The sequence below is a fragment of the Phytopseudomonas seleniipraecipitans genome, from assembly GCF_900102335.1.
Lineage (GTDB): Bacteria > Pseudomonadota > Gammaproteobacteria > Pseudomonadales > Pseudomonadaceae > Aquipseudomonas > Aquipseudomonas seleniipraecipitans.
Genome location: NZ_FNBM01000001.1, coordinates 153,195 through 174,820, shown reverse-complemented (window position 1 = coordinate 174,820; position 21,626 = coordinate 153,195). Strand labels below are relative to the sequence as shown.

Here is a 21,626-nt window from a genome sequence, read left to right as displayed (position 1 = left end):
CTTAGGCAGCAGCCTTGGCAGCTTCTTTCAGCAGCTGAGCAACACGCTCAGACGGCTGTGCGCCCTGGCCCAGCCAGTAGGTAGCGCGCTCTTGATTCACGGACAGCTTGATTTCAGCACCCGAAGCGACCGGATTGAAGAAGCCAATACGCTCTACGAAGCGACCATCGCGCGCATTGCGGCTGTTGGTCACGGTCAGGTGGTAGAAGGGGCGCTTTTTGGAGCCGCCACGAGCGAGACGAATAGTTACCATGTGAACATCGTTCCTGTAGTCGGTGCTAACTTGAGGCACACATCAAAAATGGGCCTAGGCCCGAAAGGCCGCATATTCTAAGGATTATGCGACTGTTTGCAAATCTCTTTTTCCGCCGACCGTCGATAGGCCGCCACAGACAGGTCAGAATTTCGGCATGCCGCCGCCCGGCATCATGCTGCCCATGCCGCGCATCATCTTGGCCATGCCGCCTTTTGCGGTGAATTTCTTCATCATCTTCTGCATCTGTTTGTGCTGCTTGATCAGCCGGCCGATGTCCTGCACCTGCGTGCCGGAACCCATGGCGATGCGCCGCTTGCGCGAGCCGCTGATGATGTCTGGGTCGCGGCGCTCGGCGGGCGTCATCGAGTTGATGATCGCCTCCATCTGCTTGAACTGCTTCTCCGCTGCACCTTGAGCGCCGCCCATCTGCGACAGGTTGACGCCGCCCATCTGCGGCAGCTTGTCCATCAGGCCACCGAGGCCGCCCATGCTCTTCATCTGCACGAGCTGGTCGCGGAAGTCTTCGAGGTCGAAGCCCTTGCCCTTCTTGAGCTTCTTGGTGAGCTTCTCGGCCTTGTCACGGTCGAGAGTCTGCTCGGCCTGCTCGATCAGGCTGAGCACGTCGCCCATGCCGAGAATGCGCGAGGCGATCCGCTCGGGGTGGAACGGCTCGAGCGCTTCGCTCTTCTCGCCCATACCAATGAATTTGATTGGCTTGCCAGTAATCGCGCGAACAGACAGCGCCGCACCGCCACGAGCATCACCGTCGACCTTGGTGAGCACCACGCCAGTGAGCGGCAGTGCGTCGTTGAAGGCCTTGGCAGTATTGGCGGCGTCCTGGCCAGTCATGGCGTCGACCACGAACAGGGTTTCCACCGGCTTGACCGCCGCGTGCAGGGCCTGGATCTCAGCCATCATCTCGGCATCGATAGCCAGGCGACCGGCGGTATCCACAAGCACCACATCGATGTACTTGAGCTTGGCTTCACGGATGGCCGCTTCAGCGATGGCCACTGGCTTCTGGCTGATGTCGGACGGGAAGAACGTCACGCCGATGTCGCCCGCCAGGGTTTCCAGCTGTTTGATCGCCGCAGGACGGTAGACGTCCGCAGACACCACCATCACGCTCTTCTTCTTGCGCTCCTTGAGGAAGCGCGCCAGCTTGCCGACCGTGGTCGTCTTGCCCGCGCCCTGCAGGCCGGCCATCAGCACGACCGCCGGTGGCGTGGTGCTCAGGTCGAGGTCTTCGTTGGCCGCGCCCATGAGGCTTTCCAGCTCCAGACGCACGATCTTCACGAACGCCTGGCCTGGGGTCAGGCTTTTCGACACTTCAGTGCCGACCGCGCGATCCTTGACGCGGGAAACGAAGTCCTTCACCACGGGCAATGCCACGTCGGCTTCGAGCAACGCCATGCGCACTTCGCGCAGGGTGTCCTTGATATTGTCCTCGGTCAGCTTGGCCTTGCCAGTGACGCTGCGCAGGGTCTGCGAGAGGCGATCTGTTAGATTTTCGAACATGCGCGTTCCTTTCAGGCCGTCGGGCCGGGATGGGCTGGCAGCAAACGGCGGATTATAACGGAGACTGTCGCGCTGTTGAGGCTTCTTTATCGGAGCCCTGCGACATATGAGAGCTGATAGCACTTGCGGTCTTTTGACGGCCACGGTTGTGTGCCACACTCAGCGCCTTTCAGGCCTTGTAATCCAGGATCTATGCACCCTCTGTTGCCCAGCCTCGCCGCGGCCGTTTTCTATTTTGGCGCCGCCAGCTATCAAGGCCTGCACCTGACCCGTCGCAGCACGCCCAGCAAACGCCTGCTGGCGCTGCTTGGTGTGATCGCCATCTTCTTTCATGGCGGTAGCCTGTTCATGCAGATGTATGACAGCGTCGGCCTGACCCTGGATTTTTTCAACGCCGCCAGCCTGATCGCCTACACCGTCATCGTGCTCATCCTGCTGGCCAGCCAGCGCATGCCGGTCGATAACCTGCTGCTGTTCCTGTTTCCGCTCGGCGGCCTGACGGTGTTGTGCGCGCAGTTCATGCCCAGCGGCACCACTCAGCCCCTGGAGGAAGGCCCAGGCATCCTCGCCCATATTCTGCTGTCGATCATGGCGTACGGCATGCTGACCATCGCCATGTTCCAGTCGCTGCTGCTGCTGGTGCAGGACCATCAGCTCAAGCACAAGCATCCGTCCGGGCTGATCCGCAACTTCCCGCCCCTGCAGACCATGGAAAGCCTGCTGTTCGGCTTCCTGTGGTGCGGCTGGGCGCTGCTGTCGCTGTCGCTGCTGTCCGGGGCGATCTTCATCGATAACCTGTTCACTCAGCATCTGGTGCACAAGACCATCCTGTCCTGCTTTGCATGGGTAGTTTTCGCCGTGCTGCTGTGGGGCCGCCATCAGCTTGGTTGGCGCGGGCAAAAGGCGATTCGCTGGACGCTTGCCGGATTCTGCCTGCTGATGCTGGCGTTCTTCGGTAGCAAACTGGTCCGCGAATTCATCCTGCACGTCTGATCCGAGCACGAGGCAATTTCGTGGATAACGTACACCCTGGCCTGCTGATCGGCCTGCTGATTTTCTTGCTGGCTTGCTCGGCATTCTTTTCCAGTTCCGAGACCGGCATCCTCAGCCTTAACCGCTACCGCCTGCGCCACATGGCCAAGGAAGGGCACCGCGGCGCCAAGCGCGTTAGCAGCCTGCTCAGCCGCCCCGACCGGTTGCTGGGCACCATTCTGATTGGCAACAACTTCGTCAACATCCTCGCCTCATCGATCGCAACGGTACTGGCCATCAAGCTATATGGCGAAGCGGGCATCGCCATTGCCACAATCGGCCTGACCATCGTCCTGCTGATCTTCGGCGAAATCACCCCCAAGACCCTCGCCGCACTGCACCCGGAAAAGGTCGCCTACCCCGCCAGCCTGCCGCTGCAACTGCTGCTCAAGGTGTTCTATCCGCTGGTGATTCTGCTCGGCTGGATCAGCAATGGGCTGCTGCGCATGCTGGGTGTCGACCCGGCCAGTAAAAGCGATGACGCCTTGACCACCGAGGAGCTGCGCAGCGTGGTGAGAGAATCGGGCCATGAGCTGCCAAAAAATCGCCAGAGCATGCTGCTGGGCATCCTCGACCTGGAGCGGGTCACGGTCAACGACATCATGATCCCGCGCAACGAGGTCGTGGGTATCAACCTGCAGGATGACTTGACGACCATCATTGAACAGCTGCGCACGACGACCCACACCCGCCTGCCGGTGTTCAAGCAGGACATCAATCAGGTCGAAGGCATCGTGCACATGCGAGAGCTTACGCAGCTGCTGACCCACGATGAACTCACCATAGAGTCGCTGCTGCGCGCGTGCAGCGAACCCTACTTCATCCCGGAAAGCACACCGCTGTCGACCCAGCTTTTCAACTTCCAGAAGCAGAAGCTGCGCATCGGCATGGTCGTCGATGAATACGGTGATGTGCTTGGCGTCGTCACCCTAGAAGACATCCTTGAAGAGATCGTCGGCGATTTCAACGAACAGGACACTTCGCGCAGCCCGGAGATCCAGCCCCAGGACGACGGCACTCAAGTCATCGACGGTGCGGCTTATGTTCGCGAGATCAACAAGGCACTGGGCTGGCATCTGCCGGTCGACGGCCCCAAGACCCTCAACGGGCTGATCACCGAAGCCATGGAAAGCATTCCGGAAAGTGCGGTATGCCTGAAAATGGGTATCTACCGGCTGGAGATTCTGCAATCGTCGGAAAACCGGGTGAAGAGCGTGCGCATCTGGAAGGCCAGTGACCTGCCGGAAAACCATGCGCCGACTGATGTGAGCGACTGAGCGAAGGCTAGTCAGCTGCTGTCAGCGCTCAGGCAATCCCAGATCGGGCATCGCCTGGCGCATTGAGCATCAGGCGCGGGCCGCAGCCCGCGCCCAGCAGTTACAACTCGACCTTGACCGCTTGCGCCGAACGCAGCGCTTTGGCCCGCGCAGCATCCAGCGACTCGTCGCGTGCCAGCGCCACGCCCATGCGGCGTTGACCACTGACTTCCGGCTTACCGAACAGACGCAGCGCGGTATCCGGCTCGGTGAGTGCCGCGCCCAGGTTGCCGAAGCTGACCTGCTGCGATTCACCTTCCACCAGAATCACTGCGGAAGCCGACGGGCCGAACTGACGGATCGCCGGGATCGGCAGACCGAGAATGGCCCGCGCATGCAGGGCGAACTCGGACAGATCCTGAGAAATCAGCGTCACCAGGCCGGTGTCATGAGGACGCGGCGAAATTTCGCAGAACCACACCTGATCGCCCTTGACGAACAGTTCGACGCCGAACAAGCCACGCCCGCCCAGCGAACCAGTAACCGCCAGGGCAATACGCTCGGCCTCTGCATGTGCCGCCGGGCTCATTGCCTGGGGCTGCCAGGATTCCTGGTAATCACCCTTCTCCTGACGGTGACCAACCGGCGCACAGAAGGTGGTGCCGCCGACGTGGCGCACGGTCAGCAGGGTGATTTCGTAATCAAAGTCGATGAAGCCTTCGACGATCACCCGACCTTTGCCGGCGCGACCGCCAGCCTGGGCGTAATCCCAGGCCTTCTGCACGTCATCGGCGCCCTTGAGCACCGACTGCCCCTTGCCCGACGAGCTCATGATCGGCTTGACCACACAGGGGAAGCCGATGGCGCTGACGGCGGTCTGAAACTCTTCGAAGGAGTCAGCGAACTGATACGGCGAAGTCGGCACACCTAGCTCTTCGGCCGCCAGGCGACGGATGCCCTCACGGTTCATGGTCAGCTGAGCGGCGCGAGCGCTGGGGATCACGGCGTAGCCTTCGTTCTCCAGCTCGACCAGAGTCGCGGTGGCAATCGCTTCGATCTCCGGCACGATGTAGTGCGGCTTCTCCAGCTCGATCACGGCACGCAGCGCTGCGCCATCGAGCATGCTGATCACGTGGCTGCGATGGGCCACCTGCATGGCCGGCGCGTTGGCGTAACGGTCGACAGCGATGACTTCGACGCCGAGGCGCTGCAGCTCGATCACCACTTCCTTGCCGAGCTCGCCCGAGCCACACAGCAACACGCGGGTCGCGCTGGGCGACAGGGGGGTTCCGATACGGGGCATAACAGGATCCTTGGGTAGCAGGAAGAATTCAGGCGGGGATTTTAATCACCGCGGGCGCCGACCGCGACTTAAATCGGCGCGCCAGCCATCACACTCATCGGCGCGCGGTACTCCAGGGCGCCGACGACGACAGCTCCGAGCGCCCATTATTGATGCTGCGAATTGCCGTGGATCAGGGCGCCGTGGCGAGGCCTCGACTACGCTCAAGGTAGATGTCGTCGCGGCATCATCCGCAGATGCAGCGGCGCAGCTCCTGGCACATTTGCAAAGGAGGGGTCGCCATGGACGCGTTCCACATCATGATCGTGCTGTTGATCAGCGGTTTTTTGCTGCTGGGCATCGGCTTCAATAACCGTGAACAGGAGTGGGGCATCTGGCTGACCGGCCTCGGCGCGCTGTCGATGTTCGCGCCGCTGTTCTTCAAGGTATTTATCGAGTTTGGCTAAGCCCTAGCTGCCGGCCTGCCAGCGCTGCAGGGCAGCCTGATCGCTGTCGCGCCCCTCGATCCAGCGGGGGCCGTCGGCGGTGTCTTCCTTCTTCCAGAACGGCGCGCGGGTTTTCAGGTAGTCCATGATGAATTCGCATGCCTGGAAGGCTGCTTGCCGGTGGGCACTGGCCACACCGACGAAGACGATCGGCTCGCCCGGTTCCAGCCGGCCGACACGGTGAATCACCTCGACGCCGAGCAGCGGCCAGCGTTCTCGTGCCTGAACCTCGATGCCGGCGAGCGCCTTTTCCGTCATACCGGGAAAATGTTCGAGAAACATGCCGGACACGTCTTGGCCATCGTTGAAATCACGCACATAGCCGACGAAACAGGCCACCGCGCCCACTCCGGTATTGGCCGCATGCACGGCATTGGTTTCCAGCCCCGGATCGAACACCGCCTGTTGCACGCGAATGCCCATCTCAGCCTCCGGTGACGGTCGGGAAGAACGCCACTGCATCACCGTCGACCAGTGGCTCGCTGAGCGCGCAGAGCTCTTCATTGCGCGCGCACATCAAACCACGCTCGGTGAGCACCTCCCACGCGCCGCCACGCGCCAGCAGGTGCTGACGCAGTTCATCAAGGGTCGCAAAGCCCAGCTGCAGCTCTTCGGCGTCCAGTCCAAGAGCTTCTCGATAGCGGGCAAAGTACTGCACGCGGATCATCGCTCGCCCTCTTCAGCCAGAAAATGGCCGCTCTTGCCGCCAACTTTTTCCAGCAGGCGCACCTGCTCGATGACCATGCCGCGATCAACCGCCTTGCACATGTCATAGAGGGTCAGCGCGGCGACGCTGGCAGCGGTCAGCGCTTCCATTTCCACGCCAGTCTGGCCGGTGAGCTTGCAGCGCGCACGAATTAGCACGGCGTCGTCACCGTCGGCTTGCAGCTCGACCTTGACGCTGGTCAGCATCAGCGGATGGCACAGCGGGATCAGGTCCGAGGTTTTCTTCGCCGCTTGAATGCCGGCGATACGCGCCACGGCGAACACATCGCCTTTGGGATGCTCGCCGTCGACGATCATCTGCAGGGTCTCGGTGCGCATGCGCACACGGGCCTCGGCCACGGCTTCGCGCACGGTCAGCGCCTTGTCGCTGACGTCGACCATATTGGCGCGTCCCTGGGAATCGAGATGGGTCAGCACGGGCAATCTCCAAGTAGAAAACCTGGCGATTGTAGGCCCCGCGCCCGCCCGTGCAAACCGCGAGCGCGGAGAGAAACACCCGGAACCGCTCAGCGGCTCCGGACATAGGGGTTACATGTGGCTTTCTGCGTACTCGGCGAGGATCGAACGCGGGACGCCCTGCAGGGTGATGTGCACGCCGTGCTCGAACCCCTTGAAACGCTCGGTGAGGTAAGTCAGGCCGGAGCTGGGCGCGGACAGATAGGGCGTGTCGATCTGCGCCAGGTTGCCCAGACAAATGACTTTGGAGCCGCTACCCGCGCGGGTGATGATGGTTTTCATCTGGTGCGGGGTGAGGTTCTGGCACTCGTCGATAAGGATCAGGCTTTGCTGAAAGCTGCGCCCGCGAATGTAGTTCAGCGATTTGAACTGCAACGGCACCTTCTGCAGGATGTAATCGACACTGCCGTGGGTGTTCTCGTCGTCCATGTGCAGGGCTTCGAGGTTGTCGGTGATGGCGCCCAGCCAGGGCTCCATCTTCTCGGCTTCGGTACCCGGCAGGAAGCCAATCTCCTGATCCAGCCCTTGCACCGAGCGGGTGGCAATGATGCGCCGATAGCGCTTGTTGACCATGGTCTGCTCGATGGCCGCCGCCAGAGCCAGAATGGTCTTGCCAGAACCGGCAGCGCCGGTCAGGTTGACCAGGTGGATATCCGGGTCGAGCAGCGCGTAGAGCGCCAGCGCCTGGTAGATATCGCGCGGCTTGAGGCCCCAGGCTTCCTGGTGCAACAGCGGCTCCTGGTGCAGATCGAGAATCAGCAGCTCGCCGCCTTCGGCCTCCTTGACCCAGCCGACGAAGCCCTGCTCGTCGATGATGAACTCATTGACGTTGACCCCTGGCAGCTCCTCGCTCAATTGCACGCGGTGCCAGGTGCGGCCGTGCCCCTGGCGGGTATCGACCTTGGCGACGCGATCCCAGAAAGCACCCTCGACGTTGTGGTAGCCCTTGGAGAGCAGCGAGATATCGTCGACCAGTTGATCGGTATGGTAATCCTCCGAATCCAGCCCGCAGCCGCGCGCCTTCAGGCGCATGTTGATGTCCTTGGTCACCAGCACCACGGACATGCCCGGCCGGCGTGATTTCAGCTCGACCAGCTGGTTGATGATCTTGTTGTCATTGAGGTCTTCCGGCAGCCAGGTAACCGGCGCCGCGCTCTTGCTCATGAGAATCGACAGAAAACCGCTGGGATCGCCCTTGCCACGCTGAATCGGCACGCCGTGCTCGACTTCCTCAGGGCTGGCACCGTCGAGGATCTTGTCGATCAGGCGGATCGCCTGACGGCATTCGGCGGCAACGCCCTGCTTGCCGGTTTTCAGCTTGTCGAGCTCCTCCAGCACCGTCATCGGAATGGCGACGTGGTGCTCCTGGAAGTTGAGTAACGCGTTGGGGTCGTGAATCAGGACATTGGTGTCGAGGGCATACAAGGTTGGGGCGGTGGGCTTGATGCGTCCGTGGTCATCCATACTCGTCACCTCAGGTCGGATCCAGCGACGGAATGCCAGGACGGCGCTCCGCCACACAGGGCCACCGACTCCCCGCCTGAGCGGAGAGGTGCACACCGATGAGGGCCAAGGGCCGCCACCTGTCTGCAGGGTTCGGCGGTCATTCAGACGAGGCCTGCGGCGACGATCAAACTGATCGATTCGCGGCAAACCACACCGTGTTGATACTCCAAAAGATATGACAGGAAAATGATCTTTTCAGATTTTTGAAGTTTATTTTTCGGTTAGACGAATGACCCTTGGCGCTCCTGCATCCCACCGCTACAGTCAGAAGTTCTGCAGCATCGCGCCGCCAGGCGAAGCGCTTCGCTCTCAGCTCAACCGGGACACTGCTCCAGTTATCGAATCGGCTAGAATCGGCGCTTCGCTGAAGGAGACGACTCATGCTGATGGTGATTTCACCCGCCAAGACCCTCGACTACGACACCGCGCCGGTGACGTCACGCTTCACCCAACCCGAATTCCTCGACCACTCCCAGCAGCTGATTGCCCAACTGCGCGACTTTTCTCCCGCGCAGATCGCCGAACTGATGCACTTGTCGGACAAACTCGCCGGCCTCAATGCCGCGCGTTTCGGCAGCTGGACGCCGGCCTTCGATCTGCACAACGCCAAACAGGCGCTGTTGGCCTTCAAGGGCGACGTGTACACCGGCCTGGACGCAGAGAGCTTCAAGGAAGCGGACTTCGACTTTGCCCAGCAGCACCTGCGCATGCTCTCGGGCCTCTACGGCCTGTTGCGTCCACTGGACCTGATGATGCCCTACCGCCTGGAAATGGGCACCAAGCTGGCCAACGCGCGCGGCAAGGATCTTTATGCATTCTGGGGCGAGCACATCAGCGAATGGCTGAACGAGGCGCTGCAGGCTCAGGGCGACGATGTGCTGCTCAATCTGGCCTCCAACGAGTACTTCGGGGCGGTGAAACGCAAGGTGCTCAAGGCGCGCGTCATCGATACCGAATTCAGGGACCTGAAAAACGGCCAATACAAGATCATCAGCTTCTACGCCAAAAAGGCCCGCGGTATGATGGCCCGCCATGTGATTAAGGAACGCGTGAAAAACCCACAGGACCTCAAGGCGTTCGACGACCAGGGCTATCGCTTCTCGGCCAAGGATTCCAGCGTCGACAAGCTGGTGTTTTTGCGCGACCACGCGCCAGACTGACCGATAGCCGGAAACATCCGCCAATCCCTGCATGCGTGCCCACACAACCTGGCTTGTGTAGGATTACCGGACATTCTGTTGCCCAAGGAATTGAGATGATTTTCGGTGCGATTCTGGTGCTCAGCTGGTTCATCCTGCTGATTCGCTACCCCGCCAAGGCCCTGCCCATTTCCCTCGCCGCGCTGGTCGGCCTGGGTCTGGTGGCGAGTTGGGTGCTGTGGCAGGAAAGTCGTGAAAATCGTCATCTTGCCCACCTCGAGATACGCCTGTCACACGCCCCCGAAAGCTGCCCGGCAGATCGCCCGCTAAGCGTGCAGTTGCACAACGGCAGTGACTCGGCGCTGGTCGACCTGCGTTGGCAGGTCGCCGCCTACCGCCCCGGCGACAGCGTCAACCTGGCGCAGCGGTTCTATGAAACCCCACGCTATAGCGGCCCCGGTGATTTGCTGCCAGGCGCCGACTGGCAAACGTGCCTGCCTCTGCCTACCCTGCGTAGCGGTTATCGCGCCAGCACGCTGGAGTTCCGTGCGGAGAAACTGCAGGGCACGTTCAGCCGCTAAATCAGATCCGATGACAACAAGCACAAGGATTCGCCCATGAGTTCTCCCTCGGTTCTGATCACCGGCTGCTCCAGTGGTATCGGTCGGGCGCTGGCTGATACCTTTGCGCAACAGGGCTATCAGGTCTGGGCCAGTGCCCGTAACGAGGAAGACGTGGCACGCCTGAGCGCAGCTGGGTTCAACGCCGTGCTGCTCGACGTGAACGACGACGCAGCAGTCGAGCGGCTGGCCGCACGACTCAAGGACGACATCGGTGGCCTGGACATACTGATCAACAATGCGGGCTATGGTGCCATGGGCCCGCTGCTAGATGGCGGCGCCATAGCGATGCGCCAACAGTTCGAAACCAATGTGTTTTCGCTTGTCAGCGTAACGCGCGCGCTGTTCCCACTGCTGCGGCAGAACAAGGGGCAGGTGGTGAACATCGGGAGCGTCTCGGCGCTGCTGGTCACCCCCTTCGCCGGCGCCTACTGCGCCTCGAAGGCCGCCGTGCATGCGCTCAGTGATGCCTTGCGTCTGGAACTCGCGCCCTTCGGTATCGGCGTGCTGGAGGTGCAGCCCGGCGCCATCGAGTCGAGTTTCGGCCGCCATGCCAGCCACCAGGCCGAACAATTGATCAGCGAGCATTCGCCCTGGTGGCCGATGCGCGACGGTATCCGCGCGCGTGCCACCGCGTCTCAGGACAACCCGACACCGGCCAGCCACGTCGCGCGCAATGTGTTCGCTGCGGTCAGCAGCGGCAAGCACCCGCGGGTGCTGCGCATCGGCAATGGCAGCCGTGCCCTGCCGCTGCTCGCTGCGCTTCTGCCTGGCGCACTGCTGGACCGTGTGCTGAGCCGTCGCTTTGGCCTTGATCGGAACTTGTAGAAGCCAGCATCAGCGGCGAGACTCAGCTATCAACCTCTTGACCGAGCACCGCCATGCCTGCATCTCCCGTACCCGTCGCCATGACCCGCTACGCTGTCGTCGGGGTCGTGGCAGCCATCTTGATCAACCTGCTGCTGCGCAGTTTCGTCAAGCTCGGCGGGGTGCTGGCAACGCTGGTGATCGCCGCCAGCGTCGCCGCGCTGATGGCATTGCTGTTCGCCTGGCAACAGCGCCGCCCGCCGACGCGCGGTGAACGCCGTCGGCTGGTATGGCTATACGGCGGCATGCTGGCCATCCTGTACGCCGGCCTGCTGGCCATGATGACCCTGCAGAACGAGCCCAGCCCGATGGGCGTGGTGATCTTCGCACTGCATTACCTGAGCTATCCGCTGCTCGCGCAGCTGCTGTTTTCGGAGCGAATATTCAAGCGAATGCCATAGCCTGCGGCACTTGCGGGGAAAACGCTGTTCTACACTCGACATTAATAAACCTGATCGGGTAGTAGATGAGAATCAGCCGGCACATCAAAAACCAGGAGCGGCGCATCATTCTGGCCCTGCTCGCTGCGCTATTGACAGTTCAGGTGGTGATTTATCTGGTGAGTGTGCAAAGCAACCGCCGTATCGTCGAAGACACCGTCAGCACCCAGTTGGAGACCACCGCCCAAGTGGTCGACCAACTGCTCGAACTGCGCCAGCGCCAGCTCACCCAGGGCGCTGCCGTACTGGCCGCAGATTATGGCCTCAAGGAAGCCATCGCCATTGGAGAACGGGCGACCATCGAGTCGATGCTGCAGAACCACGGCAGCCGCCTGCAGGCCGACATCGCCGTGCTCAACACCCTCGATCGCCAATTGATCGCCAGCGTGCCCCGCGAGTTGCAGCAGGCGGACATAGCCCCGCTGCTCAAAGCCGCAGCGCTGTCCGGCAGCGTCGACGGCCAGATGCCCATCGCCATGCTGCGCACCCAGAGCGGCATGCTCTATCAGTTGGTCCACAGCGTGGTGAACATGCCGACTCCCCAGGCCGAACTGACTCTGGGCTTCGCCATTGACGATGCATTGGCCGAAGAGCTGAAGCGGGTTACCGACACCGAATTCGTGCTGCTTTCGCGCGGTGAAAATGGCGCCTGGCAGTTGCATGGCAACACCCTGAGCAGCACCTTCGACCGGCTGCTCGGCAACCCGGCAGCACTGACCGATGGCGCCACATGGACGCTACAGGACGAGCGCGGTGACTATCAGATGCGTTCGGTATCGCTCAGCCGCGTCAATGCCCAAGGCACCCGCGAGGTGCTGTTGATCATGGGCAAATCCCTGGGCCAGAGCGTGGCTGCCTACCAGCGCATCGAAACCCTGCAGCTTTACCTGCTAATCGCCAGCCTGCTGCTCTCGGCGCTGGTGATTGTGCTGATCAGCCGCCATCTGCTGCGCCCGCTCAACGCCCTGGCTCATCTGGATTCGCTGACCGAGTTGCCCAATCGCCGTCTCTTCGACCGCAGCGTCGCCAATGCCCTGAGCGACAAAGGACGCAGCACGCCGTTCGCACTGATGATGATCGACCTCGACCAATTCAAGCTGATCAACGACCGCTACGGCCATGCCGCTGGCGATGAAGTGCTCAAGATCAGCGCCAATCGTTTGCGCAGCCTGCTCCGGCGGATCGACATGCCGGCGCGGCTTGGCGGTGACGAGTTTGCCGTCCTGCTACCCGGCCTCGATCGCGCCGCGGCGATTCGTTTCGGCCAGCGTATCGAGGAAGCGCTCAGCGAGCCCATCACGTTCAACCAGCACACCCTGCAAATCGGTATCAGCGTCGGCATCGCCATCGCCCCTCAGGACGGTGAAACCGCCAGCGAGCTGCTGCGCATGGCCGATGCCGAGATGTACGCCGACAAGGCCCAGCGCGAGAGTGAGCCGGTCTGAAAGGTCGAACGCTCGCTCGCCAGACCAGTCGCACTCCCTGTCATCCTCGTTAAACGGGCGCTTTCATGGAGTACATCGACTGGCTGCAATGGCCGGCCATGCTGATCACCGTCGCCGCGGCCTGGCTGGTCGCGTCCAAGCAGCTGCGACGTCGCAACCTGGGTTTCTGGGTGTTCATGGTCAGCAATGTGTTGTGGATCATCTGGGGTTTGTACAGCCACGCGTACGCATTGATCGTGCTGCAGCTGTGCCTGGGCGCGATGAACATTCGCGGCGCGATCAAGACTGAAACCGATAAGCGAGCGGCGTAACGGCCACCCCAGTGCTGCCAATCGGCACCGGGCTATGAGACTATCGGCGGCTTGCCATCGTTTCTGTCCTGCCATGCCGAACCGCGTTTTTGACTTCAGAGAGCTTGCCTGATGCCAGACATCCTGCACCTGCAGCAGGCCGACTGGCGCGGCGACTTCGATGACGGTGCAATGCGCCGCGGCCAGGATTACGCCACACGAGGCCTCAGCCGCCTGCTCAGCCTCAAGGACCTATCGCTGCTCGCCAGTTGCCTGGGCAGCGGCGAGCGCCCTTACCAGCAGCGCATCACCCTGCACCCTTATGGCCAGGGCTGGGGCGTGACGGGCCATTGCAGCTGCCCGGTCGGCTTCAACTGCAAGCACGTCGCCGCCGCCCTGCTCACGCTGGAAGCCCGTCAGCGTTCCGGCGAAGACCTCGGCTCGTTGATCGTCGTCGAAAAACCGATGGAAGAAACCCGCATCGACGATGTTCCACCGATTCCGGTGCTGACGCTGGGCAGCCATGTGCGTGTGCACTTCGATGCACGCAAGGGCCGTATGCTTGAGCAGACCCAGCACCGCGCAGCGCTGGCCTTCGACTACCAGGGCCACAGCGCCGCGGGCAAGCCGGCCAAGGACCTGCTGTATCGCCTGGGACCCACCCATCAGTTGCGCATCGTCCGCGATGCCGGCCGTGAAGCCGAGCTGCGTCATCGCCTGGAGGATACAGGTCTGCGTACCGCTCTGCGGCAGAGTGAGGCACTGGCCCAGCATCCCGGTGAGCACTTCGAATTGCAGGGCGACGCTGCCTGGCTGGCCTTCATGCAACAGCAGGTACTCGCATTACGCGAAGAAGGCTGGCGGATTGAGGTGCAGCCTGACTTCCACTACAACCTGGCACAGATCGATGACTGGTACGCCGATGTCGACGAGGTGCCGGAGCACGGCTGGTTCGACCTGGAGCTGGGCATCGAAGTCGAAGGGCAGCGCATCAGCCTGCTGCCGATTCTGCTGGTGGCCATTCGTCGCACGCCCTGGCTTCTGTCTGGAGAAGCCCTGGCCCAGCGCCAGGACGAAGAAATGCTCCTGGTCACCCTGCCCCACAGCCAGCGCCGCGTAGCACTGCCCTATGCGCGACTCAAGCCACTGCTGGCAGCCTTGGGCGAACTGTTCATAGGCGACGGCGACGATATCGGCACGCGCGTGCGCCTACCACGCGCAGACGCAACGCGGCTCAATGTGCTGCAGCAAGGCCCAGCGCTGAGCTGGCAGGGCGGCGCCGATCTACGCGATTTCGCTGAGCGCCTGCAGCACACCACGGTACAGACGGTCACCGCGCCGGACGATCTGGCGGCACAACTGCGCCCCTATCAGCTCCAGGGGCTGGGCTGGATGCAGGCATTGCGTGAACTCAACGTGGGCGGCGTACTGGCCGATGATATGGGCCTGGGCAAAACCCTGCAGACCCTCGCGCACATCCTGCTGGAAAAACAGCACGGGCGCTTGCAACAGCCGGCCCTGATCGTCATGCCCACCAGCCTGATCCCCAACTGGCAGGACGAAGCTGCACGCTTCGCCCCCACGCTCAAGGTGCTGGCTTTGCACGGCAGCAAGCGGCGCAGCCTGTTCAAACGGATCGATGAGCACGACATCGTGCTGACCACCTACGCCCTGCTGCCACGCGACCTCAAGGCATTGGCCGCGCAGCGTTTCCATCTCCTGATTCTCGACGAAGCCCAGAGCATCAAGAACCCACGCAGCAAGGCGGCCCTCGCCGCTGGGCAGATCATTGCCAACCAACGCCTGTGCCTGAGCGGCACGCCATTGGAAAATCACCTGGGCGAGCTGTGGTCGTTGTTCAATTTCCTGATGCCGGGCTGGCTCGGCGACAGCAAAGGCTTCACTCGCGACTACCGCACGCCTATAGAAAAGCACGGCAACGAGCAGCGTCTGGCGCACCTGCGCGGACGCATCAAGCCCTTCGTGCTGCGCCGCAAGAAGGAACAGGTGGCCCGCGAACTGCCGCCAAAGACCGAGATCATTCAGTGGGTGGAACTCACCCCGGCGCAGCGTGACCGCTACGAAATCCTGCGCCTGGCCATGGACCGCAAGGTGCGCGAGGAAATTACCCGCCAGGGCCTGGCCCGCAGCCAGATCGTGATTCTCGAGGCGCTGCTGCGGCTGCGCCAGGTGTGCTGTGACCTGCGCCTGCTCAACGACGCGCCAGAAGACCTTGCCAGCAGCGATTCCGGCAAGCTCGGCAGCCTGCTGGAAATGCTCGAAGCGCTGATTGGCGAAGGCCGCCGCGTGCTGCTGTTCTCGCAGTTCACCTCGATGCTGGCGCTGATCGAAACCGAACTGCTGGCACGCGGCATTGCCTACGCCAAGCTGACCGGCAGCACGCGCGACCGACGCACACCGGTGCAGCAGTTCCAGGCGGGGCAGTTTCCGGTGTTCCTGATCAGCCTCAAAGCTGGCGGCTCGGGCCTCAACCTCACCGCTGCGGACACCGTGATCCACTTCGATCCCTGGTGGAACCCGGCTGCCGAGGCCCAGGCCAGCGACCGCGCCTACCGCATCGGCCAGGACAAGCCGGTGTTTGTCTACAAGCTGATCGCCCGTGGCAGCGTGGAAGAAAAAATCCAGCAATTGCAGCACGCCAAGGCCAGTCTAGCTCGCGGCCTGCTGGAGGAAGGCGGCAGCCAGGCGCAGTGGCAACTCAGCGAAGACGACCTGCAGGCGCTGTTCGCTCCGCTGAGTGACTGAACGGCACCCTCACTTCTCTGAATAGTTTTCTCCGACTACTTCACCGGTGGAATCGATAGCTTTGCTGGACGGAAATCTGTGCGAGGCGAATCGCACCGCGAGTACCGAGAGCGCCAGGAAGAAGATTCCGCCACACAGGTACAGCAGACCGATATCCGGCGCCTTGTGGTGGGATACGTCGCCGATCAGGTAGCGCGTCAATGCGGTGATGGCGATGTACAGCAGAAAGCGGATCGGCAGGTGATTGGTCTTGAAGTAGATGCCGACCATCGCACCCAACTCCAGGTAGATGAACAGCAGCAGAATGTCGTCCACGCTGGCGCTGCCTTTTTCCAGCATGCCGAGAAAGGCCGCGACCGACGCCCAGGCCGTCGCCCCGCCGATGACGAACAAGCCCAGATAGTGGAAGCCTTCGACGAACAGATTACCAATCGAGTTCGCGCCCTTGTGCATCTGCTTCCGGCCGTTATCTATCCACTTCATACCCTTCCCCTTCTGACGATTGATGCAGCCGAAACGCAGCCATCATGGCGCGCCCGCATGACAGTCCCATGCAGGAACAAGACCAGCGTGAATGGCTACCACGCCACAGAGAAGCCTTGCGCTGCCGAAAAGGCACGCTCATACCCGATTGCGGTACGTGACAAGATGCCGCGCGCCTCGGCAATCGCGTTTACCCTGTTCAAATGCAGCCGGGTTGATTATGCTTGGCGAAACTGTATGCATGAACAGTATTTTTACTCATTAGCGTGAAGGCGTAGAGGTGATGAATGGCCGTCGAAGTGGTGTACCGCAGCAGTCGCGATCCGGAGCGTTTATTTATGGATAAAGCCGAAGCCGACCGTCACGACAAGATGCTGGAGCTCGCCGAGCTGCTCAGCGATGTGCTGCAAAAGGCCGTGCCATCGCTCAGTGAAGAGCAGGGAGAGGAGCTGGGCATCTACATGGCTCGCAATCGCGACGTATTCGCCAAGGCCTTCAAGAACCAGCCCGATGCGCTTGGGGAGCTAGGCAGCGACCCGCAAGCCGAATGACCGCTGGCCGGCAGCTGAAAATCGCCGGCAACATATCTGCGCCACAGGCTCTGGACGGCAGGCGCGCGCACAGTTAAAACAGGGGTCACCCATCGGAGGTGACCATGAGTGCGCGCGACCACTGCCTTGCCTGTCTGAACAGCGAACAGCCGGCCCTTTTTGAAGCTGCACTGTGGGTCGCGGCCGAACATGACCCCACGGTACAACCCAAGCAACTGCTGCACGAACTGGACGGTCTCAAGCATCAGGTCGATTCCGGTCTTCCCAGCCTGCCCCCGCAAGAGCTCGCACAACCGCTGTTGCGCCGCCTCAACGACTTGGATTTCCATGAAGACGACGACAGCCCGGTGCGACCCCAGGCTGCACTGCTGCATACCGTGTTGCAACGACGCCGCGGCCAACCGCTGAGCATCGCGCTGATCGCTATGGAGCTGGCACGGCGGCTGAACATTCCACTGCAAGGCGTCAACTTTCCCGGTTACTTTCTGTTGCGCGTGCCCGGCGCCGATCATTTGCTCGACCCCTGTGGCGGCCGCCGGCTGTATACCCGTGACTGCCGGGAGTTGTTGCTGCGCTACATCGGCCCCCAGGCCCAGCTCGGTGCGGAACACATGCAGGCGTGCGACGCACGCAGCATGATCGTTCGCCTGTCACGCAACCTGCGTCACCTGCACCTGCAGGATGAAAATTATCTGTACGCGCTGAAAGATGCCGAACGCGTGCTGCAACTGGCCACGCCGAACGTGGCTGACCACCTGGCCCGGGCGGACCTGTACCAGCGGGTCGACTGCCCACAAGCGGAGCGTTTCGATTTACAACGCGCCCTGCTGCTGTGCGACGACCCCGCTCTGCGCGTGCGGCTCGCTGACCGACTGCGCCAGCTAACCGCAGCAACCGCGTTGCATTGAAAGCCCCTCACCAATCGTACTGATTTCAATACATCGTATTCAATACGACACGCCATATCTTAAAGCCGACATCCCCGCGTCGTCTGCCATTGCGGTATACCGCTATCTTTGGCGTATCAATATCGATACAGATGATTCGCAAGCATCTCCATTAATACATGTAAGCCATTGTTTTATAACATAAAAATAAACTGGCACTGCCCTTGCTAACGGCTTACCCATTAGCCGCGCCCGCATAGATGGGCACAACGACCACGTAGGAGTCTCCATGAGCGAATTGCGTTTTACCGTCGAGCACGAATGGCTGCGTCAAGAAGCCGATGGGCTGGTCACTTTAGGCATCACCGCCTACGCTCAAGACGCGCTGGGCGACGTGGTGTTCGTTCAGCTGCCCGACCTGCAGGCCTATGTCGCAGGTGACGAAGTGGCCGTGCTGGAATCTGTGAAAGCCGCCAGCAACATCGGCATGCCCATCGACGGTGAAGTGGTCGAAGTCAATGCAGACCTCGAAGCCAGCCCCGAGCTGGTCAACGCCGAACCGCTCGGACAGGGCTGGTTTTTCCGCTTCCGCCCTGCCGACGCCAATGCGTTGGCCAGCCTGCTCGATCAGAACGCCTACGAGCGCCTGCTCAACGCCAAAGCCGACGCTTGAGAGAGAACCATGACTGAATTGACCACCCGTAACGAATTCATCGCGCGCCATATCGGCCCGCGTGACCAAGACACCGCTGCGATGCTCGAAACCCTGGGCTTCAGCGACCTCGACGCGCTGACCGCCAGCGTCATCCCGGGCAGCATCAAGAACACCAACGTATTGCCGGCTGGCGATGGCCAGAGCGAAGCCGACGCGCTGGCGGCCATCAAAGCCATCGCAGCCAAGAACCAGCTGTTTCGCAACTACATCGGCCAGGGTTACTACGGCACCCACACGCCGTCGCCGATCTTGCGCAATTTGCTGGAAAACCCCGCCTGGTACACCGCCTATACGCCCTACCAGCCGGAAATTTCCCAGGGCCGTCTGGAGTCACTGCTGAACTTCCAGACGCTGATCAGCGATCTCACCGGGCTGCCGATCGCCAACGCCTCACTGCTCGATGAAGGTACCGCCGCCGCCGAGGCGATGACCTTCTGCAAACGCCTGTCGAAGAACAAGGCCGCCAACGCCTTCTTTGCCTCCCAGCACTGCCACCCGCAAACCCTCGACGTGCTGCGCACCCGCGCCGAGCCGCTGGGCATCGAGGTGGTGGTCGGTGACGAAGCCGCCATCGACGACGCCAGCGCCTTCTTCGGCGCCCTGCTGCAGTACCCGGCAAGCAATGGCGACATTTTTGATTACAGTCAGGTGGTCGAGCGTTTCCATAGCGCCAACGCCCTGGTCGCTGTCGCAGCCGATCTGCTCGCCCTGACCCTGCTGCAGGCACCAGGCGAGTTCGGCGCTGACGTGGCCCTGGGCAGCGCGCAACGCTTCGGCGTGCCACTGGGTTTCGGCGGCCCGCACGCGGCCTACTTCGCCACCCGCGATGCGTTCAAGCGCGACATGCCGGGTCGACTGGTCGGCCTCTCGGTGGACCGCTTCGGCAACCCGGCCCTGCGCCTGGCCATGCAGACTCGCGAACAACACATTCGCCGCGAGAAGGCCACCAGTAACATTTGCACCGCCCAGGTGCTGCTGGCCAACATCGCTGCCATGTACGCCGTCTACCACGGCCCAGAGGGGCTGATCCGGATTGCCAAACGCGTTCACCAGTTGACGCGTATCTTCGCCCGCGGCGTGCAGACACTAGGTCTGCACGTCGAGCAGCAGGCGTTCTTCGACACCCTGACCCTGCGCACCGCTGCGCAAACCGCCGCCCTGCATGAAAAAGCCCGCGCAGCCGGGATCAACCTGCGTGAAATGGATGCCGAGCGCATCGGCCTGTCGTTCGACGAGACCACCACCCAGGCGGACATCGAGCAGCTCTGGAGCCTGTTCGCCAACGACAAGTCCCTGCCGGACTTCCAGGCCCTGGCCAACACGGCAGACAGCGGCCTGCCAGTGGCGCAACTGCGCCAGTCGGCGATCCTCGAGCATCCGGTATTCAATCGCTACCACTCGGAAACCGAGCTGATGCGCTACCTGCGCAAGCTCGCCGACAAGGACCTGGCCCTGGACCGCAGCATGATTCCACTGGGCTCCTGCACCATGAAACTCAACGCGGCCAGCGAGATGATTCCGGTGACCTGGGCCGAGTTCGGCAACCTGCACCCCTTCGCGCCGGCCGAGCAGAGCGCCGGCTATCAGGAGCTGACCGACGAGCTGGAAGCCATGCTTTGCGCTGCAACCGGCTACGACGCCGTTTCGCTGCAGCCCAACGCCGGTTCCCAGGGCGAATATGCCGGCCTGCTGGCAATCCGTGCCTATCACCACAGCCGTGGCGACGATAAGCGCGATATTTGCCTGATCCCGCAATCGGCCCACGGCACCAACCCGGCGACTGCCAATATGGCAGGTATGCGCGTGGTAGTGACCGCCTGCGACGCACGTGGCAACGTCGACATTGACGACCTGCGCGCCAAGGCCGAGCAACACCGCGATCAATTGGCCGCCATCATGATCACCTACCCGTCCACCCATGGCGTGTTCGAGGAAGGCATCCGCGAGATCTGCGCCATCGTCCACGACAATGGCGGCCAGGTGTACATCGACGGCGCCAACATGAACGCCATGGTTGGCCTCTGCGCACCCGGCAAGTTCGGCGGCGATGTCTCGCACCTCAACCTGCACAAGACCTTCTGCATCCCGCATGGCGGCGGCGGCCCGGGCGTCGGCCCGATTGGCGTGAAGTCCCACCTGGCGCCGTTCCTGCCCGGTCACGCGCACATGCAGCGCAAGGAAGGCGCGGTGAGTGCTGCGCCATTCGGCAGCGCCAGCATCCTGCCGATCACCTGGATGTACATCCGCATGATGGGCGGCACCGGCCTACGCCTGGCCTCGCAGATGGCGATTCTCAATGCCAACTACATCGCCCGCCGCCTGGAAGAACATTACCCGGTGCTGTACAGCGGCGAAGGCGGCCTGGTGGCACACGAGTGCATTCTTGATCTGCGTCCGTTGAAGGACAGCAGCGGCATCAGCGTCGACGACGTGGCCAAGCGCCTGATCGACTTTGGCTTCCATGCGCCGACCATGTCGTTCCCGGTGGCGGGCACGCTGATGATCGAACCGACTGAGAGCGAATCCAAGGAAGAGCTGGATCGCTTCTGCAACGCCATGATCGCCATCCGTGAAGAAATTCGCGCCGTAGAGCGTGGCGAACTGAACGCCGATGACAACCCGCTGAAAAATGCGCCACACACTGCCGCCGAACTGGTCGGTGAGTGGACGCACCCGTACAGCCGCGAACAGGCGGTCTACCCGACGCGCAGTCTGATCGATGGCAAATACTGGCCGCCAGTCGGTCGTGTCGACAACGTCTTCGGCGACCGCAACCTGGTCTGTGCCTGCCCGCCAATCGAGGCGTACCAGGACGCCTGATCGCTATAGGGCTGCCGGTCGATTCGGCAGCCGTAGCCCCGACTCGTAACTGCCTGCCCGCTGCG

General features: G+C 62.0%; 22 protein-coding genes. 14 read left to right on the top strand and 8 right to left on the bottom strand.

What is annotated here, in order from left to right; all coding sequences use genetic code 11:
* Window position 1: 1 nt before the first annotated feature.
* Window positions 2-253, bottom strand: coding sequence for a 30S ribosomal protein S16 (gene rpsP / locus BLS60_RS00835; protein WP_042555419.1), 252 nt, complete (start codon window positions 251-253; stop codon window positions 2-4).
* A 144-nt stretch (window positions 254-397) separates the two neighbouring features.
* On the bottom strand, window positions 398-1,774 hold the full coding sequence (ffh, locus tag BLS60_RS00830) for a signal recognition particle protein (RefSeq protein WP_070881292.1): 1,377 nt from the start codon (window positions 1,772-1,774) through the stop codon (window positions 398-400).
* Window positions 1,775-1,966: 192 nt separating this feature from the next.
* On the opposite strand from ffh, the gene BLS60_RS00825 reads away from it, so the two are divergent.
* Both BLS60_RS00825 and BLS60_RS00820 read left to right on the top strand, forming a co-directional pair.
* Complete coding sequence (locus BLS60_RS00825) at window positions 1,967-2,767, top strand: cytochrome C assembly family protein (protein WP_092363577.1); 801 nt, start codon at window positions 1,967-1,969, stop codon at window positions 2,765-2,767.
* A gap of 20 nt (window positions 2,768-2,787) precedes the next feature.
* Entirely contained in the window at window positions 2,788-4,083 is a 1,296-nt protein-coding gene (locus tag BLS60_RS00820; protein ID WP_092363575.1) for an HlyC/CorC family transporter, read from the top strand.
* Between the two features lie 100 nt (window positions 4,084-4,183).
* On the opposite strand, the gene purT is transcribed toward BLS60_RS00820, so the two are convergent.
* Entirely contained in the window at window positions 4,184-5,365 is a 1,182-nt protein-coding gene (purT, locus tag BLS60_RS00815) for a formate-dependent phosphoribosylglycinamide formyltransferase (protein WP_092363572.1), read from the bottom strand.
* 281 nt (window positions 5,366-5,646) lie between these two features.
* Between purT and BLS60_RS21425 the strand changes: the two genes are divergently transcribed.
* Window positions 5,647-5,811: a hypothetical protein gene (locus BLS60_RS21425; RefSeq protein ID WP_013790147.1), complete on the top strand. Its 165-nt coding sequence runs from the start codon at window positions 5,647-5,649 to the stop codon at window positions 5,809-5,811.
* Window positions 5,812-5,814: 3 nt separating this feature from the next.
* Here the strand turns inward: BLS60_RS21425 and moaE are convergent, their stop codons facing one another.
* The 4 genes from moaE to BLS60_RS00795 all read right to left on the bottom strand — a co-directional run bounded on the left by moaE (window position 5,815) and on the right by BLS60_RS00795 (window position 8,496).
* Window positions 5,815-6,273 carry a molybdopterin synthase catalytic subunit MoaE gene (gene moaE / locus BLS60_RS00810; RefSeq protein WP_092363569.1) on the bottom strand — a complete coding sequence of 153 codons (459 nt, stop codon included), beginning with the start codon at window positions 6,271-6,273 and terminating at the stop codon, window positions 5,815-5,817.
* A 1-nt stretch (window position 6,274) separates the two neighbouring features.
* Complete coding sequence (locus BLS60_RS00805) at window positions 6,275-6,517, bottom strand: MoaD/ThiS family protein (protein ID WP_092363566.1); 243 nt, start codon at window positions 6,515-6,517, stop codon at window positions 6,275-6,277.
* Complete coding sequence (gene moaC, locus BLS60_RS00800) at window positions 6,514-6,993, bottom strand: cyclic pyranopterin monophosphate synthase MoaC (protein WP_070881286.1); 480 nt, start codon at window positions 6,991-6,993, stop codon at window positions 6,514-6,516. The genes BLS60_RS00805 and moaC overlap by 4 nt, the downstream gene beginning before the upstream one ends.
* A gap of 111 nt (window positions 6,994-7,104) precedes the next feature.
* The gene (locus BLS60_RS00795) at window positions 7,105-8,496 is read right to left on the bottom strand and encodes a PhoH family protein (protein ID WP_092363562.1); all 1,392 of its coding nucleotides are present in this window, start codon (window positions 8,494-8,496) and stop codon (window positions 7,105-7,107) included.
* Between the two features lie 422 nt (window positions 8,497-8,918).
* Between BLS60_RS00795 and yaaA the strand changes: the two genes are divergently transcribed.
* The 7 genes from yaaA to BLS60_RS00760 all read left to right on the top strand — a co-directional run bounded on the left by yaaA (window position 8,919) and on the right by BLS60_RS00760 (window position 16,105).
* On the top strand, window positions 8,919-9,698 hold the full coding sequence (yaaA, locus tag BLS60_RS00790; protein WP_092363559.1) for a peroxide stress protein YaaA: 780 nt from the start codon (window positions 8,919-8,921) through the stop codon (window positions 9,696-9,698).
* Between the two features lie 95 nt (window positions 9,699-9,793).
* Window positions 9,794-10,258: a multidrug transporter gene (locus BLS60_RS00785; protein ID WP_070881283.1), complete on the top strand. Its 465-nt coding sequence runs from the start codon at window positions 9,794-9,796 to the stop codon at window positions 10,256-10,258.
* Between the two features lie 36 nt (window positions 10,259-10,294).
* On the top strand, window positions 10,295-11,125 hold the full coding sequence (locus tag BLS60_RS00780) for an SDR family oxidoreductase (RefSeq protein WP_092363556.1): 831 nt from the start codon (window positions 10,295-10,297) through the stop codon (window positions 11,123-11,125).
* Window positions 11,126-11,178: 53 nt separating this feature from the next.
* Window positions 11,179-11,565: a hypothetical protein gene (locus BLS60_RS00775; RefSeq protein WP_070881281.1), complete on the top strand. Its 387-nt coding sequence runs from the start codon at window positions 11,179-11,181 to the stop codon at window positions 11,563-11,565.
* 65 nt (window positions 11,566-11,630) lie between these two features.
* Window positions 11,631-13,049 carry a GGDEF domain-containing protein gene (locus BLS60_RS00770; protein ID WP_092363553.1) on the top strand — a complete coding sequence of 473 codons (1,419 nt, stop codon included), beginning with the start codon at window positions 11,631-11,633 and terminating at the stop codon, window positions 13,047-13,049.
* A 65-nt stretch (window positions 13,050-13,114) separates the two neighbouring features.
* Entirely contained in the window at window positions 13,115-13,360 is a 246-nt protein-coding gene (locus BLS60_RS00765) for a hypothetical protein (protein WP_070881279.1), read from the top strand.
* 111 nt (window positions 13,361-13,471) lie between these two features.
* Window positions 13,472-16,105 (top strand): DEAD/DEAH box helicase, encoded by a 2,634-nt coding sequence (locus BLS60_RS00760; RefSeq protein ID WP_092363550.1) that lies wholly within the window; start codon window positions 13,472-13,474, stop codon window positions 16,103-16,105.
* Window positions 16,106-16,114: 9 nt separating this feature from the next.
* On the opposite strand, the gene BLS60_RS00755 is transcribed toward BLS60_RS00760, so the two are convergent.
* Window positions 16,115-16,588, bottom strand: coding sequence for a phosphate-starvation-inducible protein PsiE (locus tag BLS60_RS00755; protein WP_070881277.1), 474 nt, complete (start codon window positions 16,586-16,588; stop codon window positions 16,115-16,117).
* A 287-nt stretch (window positions 16,589-16,875) separates the two neighbouring features.
* Here BLS60_RS00755 and BLS60_RS00750 point away from each other — a divergent pair, with 287 nt between their 5' ends.
* The 4 genes from BLS60_RS00750 to gcvP all read left to right on the top strand — a co-directional run bounded on the left by BLS60_RS00750 (window position 16,876) and on the right by gcvP (window position 21,561).
* A complete protein-coding gene (locus BLS60_RS00750) occupies window positions 16,876-17,139 on the top strand; it encodes a YebG family protein (RefSeq protein ID WP_092363547.1) in 264 nt (87 codons plus the stop codon).
* A 104-nt stretch (window positions 17,140-17,243) separates the two neighbouring features.
* Window positions 17,244-18,047 (top strand): SirB1 family protein, encoded by an 804-nt coding sequence (locus tag BLS60_RS00745; protein WP_092363544.1) that lies wholly within the window; start codon window positions 17,244-17,246, stop codon window positions 18,045-18,047.
* A gap of 268 nt (window positions 18,048-18,315) precedes the next feature.
* Entirely contained in the window at window positions 18,316-18,699 is a 384-nt protein-coding gene (gene gcvH / locus BLS60_RS00740) for a glycine cleavage system protein GcvH (RefSeq protein WP_092363541.1), read from the top strand.
* A 9-nt stretch (window positions 18,700-18,708) separates the two neighbouring features.
* Window positions 18,709-21,561, top strand: coding sequence for an aminomethyl-transferring glycine dehydrogenase (gene gcvP / locus BLS60_RS00735; protein ID WP_092363538.1), 2,853 nt, complete (start codon window positions 18,709-18,711; stop codon window positions 21,559-21,561).
* Window positions 21,562-21,626: the final 65 nt, after the last annotated feature.

Bases quoted from the DNA above. Each gene is read 5' to 3' on its own strand.
- rpsP (WP_042555419.1), bottom strand. From the start codon at position 253: ATGGTAACTATTCGTCTCGCTCGTGGCGGCTCCAAAAAGCGCCCCTTC.
- ffh (WP_070881292.1), bottom strand. From the start codon at position 1,774: ATGTTCGAAAATCTAACAGATCGCCTCTCGCAGACCCTGCGCAGCGTC.
- BLS60_RS00825 (WP_092363577.1), top strand. From the start codon at position 1,967: ATGCACCCTCTGTTGCCCAGCCTCGCCGCGGCCGTTTTCTATTTTGGC.
- purT (WP_092363572.1), bottom strand. From the start codon at position 5,365: ATGCCCCGTATCGGAACCCCCCTGTCGCCCAGCGCGACCCGCGTGTTG.
- BLS60_RS21425 (WP_013790147.1), top strand. From the start codon at position 5,647: ATGGACGCGTTCCACATCATGATCGTGCTGTTGATCAGCGGTTTTTTG.
- moaE (WP_092363569.1), bottom strand. From the start codon at position 6,273: ATGGGCATTCGCGTGCAACAGGCGGTGTTCGATCCGGGGCTGGAAACC.
- BLS60_RS00805 (WP_092363566.1), bottom strand. From the start codon at position 6,517: ATGATCCGCGTGCAGTACTTTGCCCGCTATCGAGAAGCTCTTGGACTG.
- BLS60_RS00795 (WP_092363562.1), bottom strand. From the start codon at position 8,496: ATGGATGACCACGGACGCATCAAGCCCACCGCCCCAACCTTGTATGCC.
- yaaA (WP_092363559.1), top strand. From the start codon at position 8,919: ATGCTGATGGTGATTTCACCCGCCAAGACCCTCGACTACGACACCGCG.
- BLS60_RS00785 (WP_070881283.1), top strand. From the start codon at position 9,794: ATGATTTTCGGTGCGATTCTGGTGCTCAGCTGGTTCATCCTGCTGATT.
- BLS60_RS00780 (WP_092363556.1), top strand. From the start codon at position 10,295: ATGAGTTCTCCCTCGGTTCTGATCACCGGCTGCTCCAGTGGTATCGGT.
- BLS60_RS00775 (WP_070881281.1), top strand. From the start codon at position 11,179: ATGCCTGCATCTCCCGTACCCGTCGCCATGACCCGCTACGCTGTCGTC.
- BLS60_RS00770 (WP_092363553.1), top strand. From the start codon at position 11,631: ATGAGAATCAGCCGGCACATCAAAAACCAGGAGCGGCGCATCATTCTG.
- BLS60_RS00765 (WP_070881279.1), top strand. From the start codon at position 13,115: ATGGAGTACATCGACTGGCTGCAATGGCCGGCCATGCTGATCACCGTC.
- BLS60_RS00760 (WP_092363550.1), top strand. From the start codon at position 13,472: ATGCCAGACATCCTGCACCTGCAGCAGGCCGACTGGCGCGGCGACTTC.
- BLS60_RS00755 (WP_070881277.1), bottom strand. From the start codon at position 16,588: ATGAAGTGGATAGATAACGGCCGGAAGCAGATGCACAAGGGCGCGAAC.
- BLS60_RS00750 (WP_092363547.1), top strand. From the start codon at position 16,876: ATGGCCGTCGAAGTGGTGTACCGCAGCAGTCGCGATCCGGAGCGTTTA.
- BLS60_RS00745 (WP_092363544.1), top strand. From the start codon at position 17,244: ATGAGTGCGCGCGACCACTGCCTTGCCTGTCTGAACAGCGAACAGCCG.
- gcvH (WP_092363541.1), top strand. From the start codon at position 18,316: ATGAGCGAATTGCGTTTTACCGTCGAGCACGAATGGCTGCGTCAAGAA.
- gcvP (WP_092363538.1), top strand. From the start codon at position 18,709: ATGACTGAATTGACCACCCGTAACGAATTCATCGCGCGCCATATCGGC.